Source organism: Bacillus sp. MBGLi79 (assembly GCF_002953915.1).
In genome coordinates this window covers 2501102-2509805 of the sequence record NZ_CP026521.1, presented here as the reverse complement: position 1 = coordinate 2509805, position 8704 = coordinate 2501102, and the positions used below count along the sequence as shown (strand labels likewise).

8 protein-coding genes and 1 pseudogene are annotated in these 8704 nt (G+C 43.4%); 7 read left to right on the top strand and 2 right to left on the bottom strand.

The annotated features are described in order from the left end of the window. On the top strand, positions 1-234 hold a 234-nt coding region (locus C1T29_RS12455; RefSeq protein ID WP_208945453.1), incomplete at its 5' end, for an AIM24 family protein. A gap of 53 nt (positions 235-287) precedes the next feature. On the opposite strand, the pseudogene C1T29_RS12450 reads toward C1T29_RS12455, so the two are convergent. Together C1T29_RS12450 and metA are read right to left on the bottom strand one after the other, a co-directional pair. Beyond that, positions 288-1439, bottom strand: a pseudogene (locus tag C1T29_RS12450) (diglucosyl diacylglycerol synthase). A gap of 230 nt (positions 1440-1669) precedes the next feature. Next, a complete protein-coding gene (metA, locus tag C1T29_RS12445) occupies positions 1670-2575 on the bottom strand; it encodes a homoserine O-acetyltransferase MetA (protein ID WP_014664339.1) in 906 nt (301 codons plus the stop codon). A 328-nt stretch (positions 2576-2903) separates the two neighbouring features. On the opposite strand from metA, the gene C1T29_RS12440 reads away from it, so the two are divergent. The 6 genes from C1T29_RS12440 (at position 2904) to C1T29_RS12415 (ending at position 8541) form a co-directional block, all read left to right on the top strand. Then, on the top strand, positions 2904-3386 hold the full coding sequence (locus C1T29_RS12440) for a glutathione peroxidase (protein WP_071580501.1): 483 nt from the start codon (positions 2904-2906) through the stop codon (positions 3384-3386). Positions 3387-3399: 13 nt separating this feature from the next. After that, positions 3400-4017 (top strand): Mn(2+)-dependent (deoxy)ribonucleoside pyrophosphohydrolase, encoded by a 618-nt coding sequence (gene hdhQ, locus C1T29_RS12435; RefSeq protein ID WP_071580502.1) that lies wholly within the window; start codon positions 3400-3402, stop codon positions 4015-4017. Between the two features lie 59 nt (positions 4018-4076). Further along, the gene (locus tag C1T29_RS12430) at positions 4077-5210 is read left to right on the top strand and encodes a conserved virulence factor C family protein (RefSeq protein WP_095431547.1); all 1134 of its coding nucleotides are present in this window, start codon (positions 4077-4079) and stop codon (positions 5208-5210) included. A gap of 288 nt (positions 5211-5498) precedes the next feature. After that, positions 5499-7175: a dihydroxy-acid dehydratase gene (gene ilvD, locus C1T29_RS12425; protein WP_040082837.1), complete on the top strand. Its 1677-nt coding sequence runs from the start codon at positions 5499-5501 to the stop codon at positions 7173-7175. Between the two features lie 107 nt (positions 7176-7282). Further along, positions 7283-7717, top strand: a complete 435-nt coding sequence (brxA, locus tag C1T29_RS12420; RefSeq protein WP_003230794.1) for a bacilliredoxin BrxA — start codon at positions 7283-7285, stop codon at positions 7715-7717. A gap of 41 nt (positions 7718-7758) precedes the next feature. Next, the gene (locus tag C1T29_RS12415) at positions 7759-8541 is read left to right on the top strand and encodes a class I SAM-dependent methyltransferase (protein ID WP_095431548.1); all 783 of its coding nucleotides are present in this window, start codon (positions 7759-7761) and stop codon (positions 8539-8541) included. Positions 8542-8704: the final 163 nt, after the last annotated feature.

Here is an 8704-nt window from a genome sequence, read left to right as displayed (position 1 = left end):
ATCACAAGCCATTACGAACCGCTCACTTTGATCGTAACCCCGGAAAGCCCAGTCTATACCGATCCAAACGCAACAGTTGCCTGGTCTGGAAGCCTTCAGCCTGAATTTGTGACAGATGTATCTTTTAAGACGTTCATCGGCAGGGGAAGCGGGGAATCGATCCAAATGAAGTTTTCAGGGAACGGGTTTGTCGTTGTGCAGCCGTTTGAAGAAGTTTATTACTCGGAATCTTAATATTAAACGAAAAAAACACTTGCAGGGCAAGTGTTTTTTTGACTCGGGCTTTTTTAGGACAGCGCCCGGACAGTCTGTTTTTTGTTCATGATGATTTCAGACTGCTCGATAATGTCCGTCAGGATGACTTCTGATGAATTGGATAAATGCAAGTTTTTAATGTTTTTCTTCATTTCGTTTAACTTTTTCTCATCAGCCAAAAGGGAGGAGACTGATTCAAGAATTTCCTCATGCCTGTTGACGACGATGGCAGCTCCTCTGTCTTCGAAGAACAGGGCATTTTCCTTTTCCTGCCCGGGAACAGGCTTGTAAAGGATGACGGGAACGCCGATTGCCGTGGCCTCCGTCAGGGTAATTCCGCCCGGCTTTGTGATCATGCAGTCAGCCACCCTGAACAGCTCGTCAATTCTTTCGATATAACCGAGTGATTTCAGCTTGTTTGGATAAAGGGCTTCAATGTCTTCCAGTGAAGATTTCAGCATCGTATTTTTTCCGCACACGACGACGACTTGAACATCCTCTTTCGTCACCAGAGATTCACACAGTTCCTTTACGTTTTTAAGAACCCCGTGTGCGCCTGCCATGATCAGCAATATCTTCTTGTCGGGAGACAGCTGATACTTCTCGTAGATTTTATCTTTGTCCATTTCTTCTTCAAACTGCCTGCGGATCGGAATACCCGTGATCTTGACATTGCTCGGGTGAGTGCCGATTTCGAGCAGTTTTTCCTTCACATAATCAGTGGCTACGTAATATTTGTCAATGTGTTCGTGGACCCAAATTTTGTGAAGGCAGAAATCCGTCATGACGTTAAAGGTCGGAATGACTTTTCCCATTCTCCGTCTGTATTCGGGTACGACAATCATTGGAAACGTATTGATAATGATGTCTGGCTGATGTTTTTTAACCAGTTGGTCCAGCCGTTTATTTCCCATTTTGAATTAAATATTAAACTTTCTTTTATTGTAAATTTTATCGACCCCATAGTAGAAAAGGCGATAAAACTGTTTACCGATTGAAAAGCTTTTCAGGTAGAGATACTGTGTGATCTCTGACACAATCGGGTTTGATTCTTGATACAAATTCGAAACAGTTACATTCTTAAAACCGAGCCGTTCGCACTCTTGGTAGAGCGTTTTGGCTACTTGAACATGGCCATTTCCGTAATTTGCAGTCAAAATTAATATATTTTTATTGGTATTCAAGCATATTCACCTCAATGTAATCAACAACAAGCAAGCTTCATGCATCGTAAGGAGTTATTGTCTATACATAAACATAACACAAATACATAATCGAATTATTAATGCAGTGAAAAAGTTAAGCTAATTTTAAATGATTTGGATTCCAGTATTTTAAATTTTTGTTATAGGCAGACTGAATCAGATGTATTTTATCATATTTTTTGCTCAGCGTATCACTAAAATAAGAAAAATTAGTCCCATTCATAAGGAGTTTCTTGGTAAACGTAATAATTCAGCCAGTTCATAAACAATAATGTGGCATGCGCTTTCCAGCGATTCACTGGCTCGTTGCTGCCTTTTGCAAAATAATGTTTAGGCGCCTCGACAGTAGAAAGGTTTCGTTCCAAATCTCTTTCATACTCTTGAAGAAGCGTATTTGTATCATATTCAGGGTGCCCTGTCAAAAAGACTTGTTTTTCGTCTTTAGACACAATTAAGCAAACCCCGGCTTCCTTTGATGCGGTAAGAATGTTTAACTCGGACACTGCTTGAAGCTGTTCCATATTTATATCTGTATGCCGGGAATGCGGCACGTAGTATAGCTCGTCAAAACCTCTTACCAATCTTTCGTGTTTTGAAAGAACGGTATGCTCGAACACACCGAAGATTTTTTTCGGCATTTGAATTTTTTCCACACCATAATGGTAATACAAACCTGCTTGAGCGCCCCAGCAAATATGCATGGTTGAAGTAACATTTGTTTTGCTCCACTCCATGATTTCCTTGAGCTCTTCCCAATATGAAACCTCTTCAAACGCCAAATGCTCGATCGGCGCACCGGTGATAATCATTCCGTCAAACTTCTTGTGACGGATATTGGAAAAAGTCGTATAAAATTCGTCAAGGTGTTCTCTTGCAGTGTTTTTCGGCGTGTGTGTGCTTGGGATTAAAAATGTGAAATGAACCTGTAAAGGCGAATTTCCAAGCAATCTGAGAAGCTGAGTCTCTGTTTGGATTTTTTTCGGCATCAAATTTAAGATAATAATTTTTTGCGGCCGGATATCCTGATGAAATGCTCTGCTTTCATCCATTACAAATATATGTTCACTTTCAAGCACCTGTTTTGCCGGCAGGTGTGTTGGTATATTAATAGGCAACGTGCCACCTCCATTATTTCCCCGTTTAATTTTCTTCATTATAGGAATTTTCACGCCAATTTTCAATCTATCTATACGTGTTGAGGGGGGAAACAACAGAAAACTCTTTATATAAACGCACTGACACATCTTTTGGTTTCACAGAAAATGATTTTCCATGATGTCGGAGGGAATTGAAATGTTTTATAGAATGATAAGATAAAAACGAACCCTAGGAATTGAAAATAAACGACTGCTCATGTCGTCAAGTTTCTTAATTGATGTTTACATTTTGAATTGAAATTTAAAAAAAGATAAAATATTCACCAGGGACATAGGAGGGAATTACATGTCTATATATCATATGAAGGTACGTACAATAACAGGGAAAGACATGACACTTCAGCCTTTCACGGGAAAGGTACTGGTGATCGTGAATACTGCAAGCAGGTGCGGTTTTACTCCCCAATTGAAGCAGCTGCAGGAATTATATGATACATATCAGCAGGAGGGGCTTGAGATCTTAGGGTTTCCCTGCAATCAATTTATGAACCAAGAGCCTGGAGAAGAGGCTGACATACAGGAATTTTGTGAAACAAATTACGGTGTTACGTTTCCCATGTTTTCAAAAGTGGATGTAAACGGAAAAAACGCCCATCCGCTGTTTGTGTATTTGACAGAGCATGCAAAAGGAATGCTGGGAACTAAGGCAATTAAGTGGAATTTCACGAAATTTATAGTGGATAGAAATGGAGAAATCGTTGGCCGTTATTCACCAAATACAAATCCGAAAGAGCTGGAAGATGCTATCGTGAAGCTATTAGGGCAATGAAGAGGGTGTTTTTGTGAAGAAATTGAAGCAGGCAGAGCAAATCAGGACATGGGTTCAATCTATCCTGACTGGCGAAAGCTCTGGACATGATTATCATCATGTATCAAGAGTTGCAGATCTTGCTGTGTATATTGGAGAAAAGGAAAAAGCGGATTTGTTCATTGTTGAAACGGCAGCTTTGGTTCATGATTTAATTGATGTGAAGCTGCCTGACACGGTCAGGCTTTCTGTGAGCGAAGTGTATGATCAGCTCGTTTTTTTCGGGGTAGGAAAAGAGGATGCTGACAGAGTGATTCATATTATAACAAGGATGTCCTTTCGGGACAGGGGGAAATTGGCGAAGGAGCCGCTCTCAATTGAAGGAAAAGCTGTACAGGATGCTGACAGACTTGATGCGATTGGTGCTGTCGGCATTGCGAGAGCTTTCATGTTTGCGGGCGCAAAAGGGTATGGCCTTTATGGAGATGATCAAAGTGCCTACGCTCATTTTTTTCATAAGCTGCTGCGGCTGAAAGATATGATGAATACAGACACTGCACGGGAATTGGCAGAAGAAAGACACGATTTTATGCTTCAGTTTGTCCGCCAATTAGAAAAAGACATACCCGGGATTGATGCCAAAACGTCGTGATAGAAGGCTTGGAACGACTGTGATAGAATAAGTCACAGATATGCTATAGGAGGACGATCATGAAGATAAAATCAATTGAACCTACACCAAGCCCGAATACAATGAAAGTCATCTTAACGGAAGAGCTTCCGGCGGGCAAAAGCAATAACTATAAACCTGAGCAAGCAGAAGGCGCACCGCCCGTTATAGCGGAAATCCTTAAAATAGATGGAGTTAAAGGGGTATATCACGTCGCAGATTTTCTAGCTGTTGAACGGAATGCAAGATACGACTGGAAAGACATTTTACCGCAAGTCCGCACTGCATTTGGGATGAAAAGTGCTGAAAGCGCAGAAGAAAACCGCTCTGAACAAGAATCTTTTGGGGAGGTAAAAGTTTTTGTGCAGATGTTCAGCGGCATTCCTATGCAAGTTAAATTGACGGATGGGGAGCGGGAAGAGCGCTTCGGCTTACCTGAGCGCTTTCAGCAGGCGATCTTAAAACTCAGATCTGAAGCTTCAAATGTTGTGTTTGAGCGGGCCTGGAAAGAACAAGGTGTCAGATTCGGCGACTTTAATGAAATCGGCCATGACGTGACAGAAGAGCTTCAGGCGGCATACAGTGATGAACGGCTGAAACGACTGACAGAAGCAGCTGCTCAAGGAAAGAGCGAAGCAAAACAAGCAGTACAGCGCAAAGCGTATAAAGTAACGCTCGACATGCTTGATGATGAGGACTGGAAAAAGCGTTATGCGCATCTGGAACAGATGGATCCAAAAGAAGAGGATATCCCGGTTTTACAGAGGGCATTGGATGATCCAAAGGTGTCCATCAGAAGACAGGCTGTTGTGTACTTAGGAATGATTGAAACACCTGTTGTTCTTCCTCTATTGTATAAAGCACTTGAGGACAAAGCGGTCTCAGTCAGAAGAACGGCCGGAGACTGCCTGTCTGATATCGGCGATCCTCAAGCCATTCCTGCTATGATCAAGTCGTTAAGCGACTCCAGCAAGCTTGTTCGTTGGCGTGCGGCTATGTTCCTGTACGAAGTCGGCGATGAAAGTGCAATTGAAGCTTTGCGCGCTGCCGAAGATGATCCCGAATTTGAGGTCAGCCTTCAAGTGAAAATGGCGCTTGAGCGCATTGAACATGGAGAAGAAGCAAAAGGGTCTGTTTGGAAACAAATGACAGAGAGCAGAAAAAAGGGTGAATAGAGATGAAAAAGGTGCAGATCATGCACCTTTTTTATGTGAATTCACTTTTTATAAAAATTATTTCGAATATTGTTGAAAAATGTTCGAAAACTATTTATAGTAAGTAACAATATTAATAGTTGGAGGGTTCAAATCGACAGAAAGCTATATAAATATAAAAACACAAAAGAACAAACCAAGGCGAGGGCGGCCTTAAATTATCTTTTTTGCAAAAACAGCCCATAAATAAACTGAAAATTGTTAAAATAAAATCCAATCAAACAATTGAAAGAATTTAGGAGGATCACCATGGCAGAATTACGCAGTAATATGATCACACAAGGAATCGATAGAGCTCCGCACCGCAGTTTGCTTCGTGCAGCAGGAGTAAAAGAAGAGGATTTCGGCAAGCCGTTTATTGCGGTGTGTAATTCATACATTGATATCGTTCCCGGTCATGTTCACTTGCAGGAGTTTGGGAAAATCGTAAAAGAAGCAATCAGAGAAGCAGGGGGCGTTCCGTTTGAATTTAATACCATTGGGGTAGATGATGGCATCGCAATGGGGCATATCGGTATGAGATATTCGCTGCCAAGCCGTGAAATTATCGCAGACTCTGTGGAAACGGTTGTATCCGCACACTGGTTTGACGGAATGGTCTGTATTCCGAACTGCGACAAAATCACACCGGGAATGCTTATGGCGGCAATGCGCATCAACATTCCGACGATTTTTGTCAGCGGCGGACCGATGGCGGCAGGAAGAACAAGTGACGGGCGAAAAATCTCTCTTTCCTCAGTATTCGAAGGGGTAGGCGCCTACCAAGCAGGGAAAATCAACGAAAACGAGCTTCAAGAACTAGAGCAGTTCGGATGCCCAACGTGCGGGTCTTGCTCAGGCATGTTTACGGCGAACTCAATGAACTGTCTGTCAGAAGCACTTGGTCTTGCCTTGCCGGGTAATGGAACCATTCTGGCGACATCTCCGGAACGCAAAGAGTTTGTGAGAAAATCGGCTGCGCAATTAATGGAAACGATTCGCAAAGATATCAAACCGCGTGATATCGTTACAGTAAAAGCGATTGATAACGCGTTTGCACTCGATATGGCGCTCGGAGGTTCTACAAATACCGTTCTTCATACCCTTGCCCTTGCAAACGAAGCCGGCGTTGAATACTCTTTAGAACGCATTAACGAAGTCGCTGAGCGCGTGCCGCACTTGGCCAAGCTGGCGCCTGCATCGGATGTGTTTATTGAAGATCTTCATGAAGCGGGCGGCGTGTCAGCGGCTCTGAATGAGCTTTCCAAGAAAGAAGGAGCGCTTCATTTAGATGCGCTGACTGTTACAGGAAAAACTCTTGGAGAAACCATTGCGGGACATGAAATAAAGGATTATGACGTTATTCATCCATTGGATCAGCCATTTACTGAAAAGGGCGGTCTTGCTGTTTTATTCGGTAATCTGGCTCCGGACGGCGCTATCATTAAAACGGGCGGCGTACAGAATGGGATTACAAGACACGAAGGGCCGGCTGTCGTATTTGATTCTCAGGACGAGGCACTTGACGGCATTATCAACCGAAAAGTAAAAGAAGGCGACGTTGTCATTATCAGATACGAAGGGCCAAAAGGGGGACCTGGCATGCCGGAAATGCTGGCGCCAACATCTCAAATCGTTGGAATGGGACTCGGACCAAAAGTGGCATTGATTACGGACGGACGTTTTTCCGGAGCCTCCCGTGGGCTCTCCATCGGTCACGTATCCCCTGAGGCCGCTGAGGGCGGACCGCTTGCCTTTGTTGAAAACGGAGACCATATTATCGTTGATATTGAAAAACGCATCTTGGATGTACAAGTGCCAGAAGAAGAGTGGGAAAAACGGAAAGCAAACTGGAAAGGTTTTGAACCGAAAGTGAAAACCGGCTACCTGGCACGTTATTCTAAGCTTGTGACAAGTGCCAACACTGGCGGTATCATGAAAATCTAGCAGGTGAGGACACTTACTTCTGTATTTTAAGGCGTGAACATTTGAAATCCGGCCCTCTCTATAGTATCCTTTACTTCAGATGAAGGATACTAGAGGGGGCTTTTTTTATGTCAATGGCTTATGAAGAATACATGCGTCAGCTTGTCGTACCGATGCGCCGCGAGCTGACTGGAGCAGGTTTTGAAGAGTTAACAACAGCGGAAGAAGTAGAAAACTTTATGGAAAAGGCAGAGGGCACAACTCTTGTAGTCGTTAACTCTGTATGCGGCTGCGCCGCAGGCCTGGCACGTCCTGCAGCAACACAGGCAGTTCTCCAGAATGACAAAACGCCTGACAATACGGTGACTGTATTTGCGGGCCAAGATAAAGAAGCTACTGCAAAAATGCGTGAGTATTTTACTGGCCAAGAGCCTTCTTCGCCGTCAATGGCTCTTTTGAAAGGCAAAGAAGTTGTACATTTTATTCCGCGTCATGAAATTGAAGGACACGACATGGAAGAAATTATGAAAAATCTGACTGCTGCCTTTGATGCACACTGCTAAATGCCCGTTTTCCGGGCATTTTCTTTTTGGGAGTACAGAAGATGATAACAACAAGCTATAGACCGTCTGAACACACCATAAAAACTGCAAAGCAGCTATCTAAAGAGCTAAATATGCCATACTGCGGCCGAAATAAACAAACGGTTGAAAACCTGCTGAAGTCAGCTGAACGTGATTTGCTTGTGGTCGGCAAAGAGCGATTTGAGCTATTTACGAAACAAGGTGCCAAATTCTTTTTTCATCCGAATACTGCGATGTTCAGAGCCAAACGCTTCTTACGCGGTGAGCAAGAGCCGATGCTTCGGGCTGCCGGTTTATCGGAAGGGGATACGTTTTTAGATTGCACACTCGGGCTGGGGTCAGATGCCATTATCGCAAGTATGGCGGTAGGCGAAACGGGGTCTGTGGTTGGGGTGGAAAAAAACCATCTTGTATCCGTTTTAGTGAGGACGGGGCTGCATTCATGGGAAACAGGTATAGAAGAGCTTCAAGCAGCGATGAGAAGAATCCAGGTGAAGAGCGGTGATTGCTTAGAATACATCAAGCAGCTTCCTGACGGCTCTGTTGATGTGGTTTACTTCGATCCAATGTTTCATGAACCTGTAGAGACCTCTGACGGTATTGCGCCTTTACGCGATTTGGCTGAGGATTCCGTTTTGCACGAAGAGTGTATCAAGGAAGCGGTACGTATTGCCAGAAAAAGTGTTGTGCTAAAAGACCACTGGAAAAGCCCGCGGTTTGAACAGTTTGGTTTTCATGTCATAAAAAGAAAAACAGCACTGTTCCATTATGGTGTCATTCAGGCAAGTAAAGAAATCCCGTGATTCATACCACGGGATTTTCTGTTAATCGGTGACTTCCATGACGACAAAGTATAACAATGTCAAGAGTGAAACTGTGGCAAACAGAGCGTCAATCATGCGGAAAGCCTCCTTTCACAGAATATTGTAAGCGTTTTTACACAAAGTGCATAGCAACGAATCTCCT

Bases quoted from the DNA above. Each gene is read 5' to 3' on its own strand.
- C1T29_RS12440 (WP_071580501.1), top strand. From the start codon at position 2,904: ATGTCTATATATCATATGAAGGTACGTACAATAACAGGGAAAGACATG.
- C1T29_RS12430 (WP_095431547.1), top strand. From the start codon at position 4,077: ATGAAGATAAAATCAATTGAACCTACACCAAGCCCGAATACAATGAAA.
- ilvD (WP_040082837.1), top strand. From the start codon at position 5,499: ATGGCAGAATTACGCAGTAATATGATCACACAAGGAATCGATAGAGCT.
- C1T29_RS12415 (WP_095431548.1), top strand. From the start codon at position 7,759: ATGATAACAACAAGCTATAGACCGTCTGAACACACCATAAAAACTGCA.
- brxA (WP_003230794.1), top strand. From the start codon at position 7,283: ATGTCAATGGCTTATGAAGAATACATGCGTCAGCTTGTCGTACCGATG.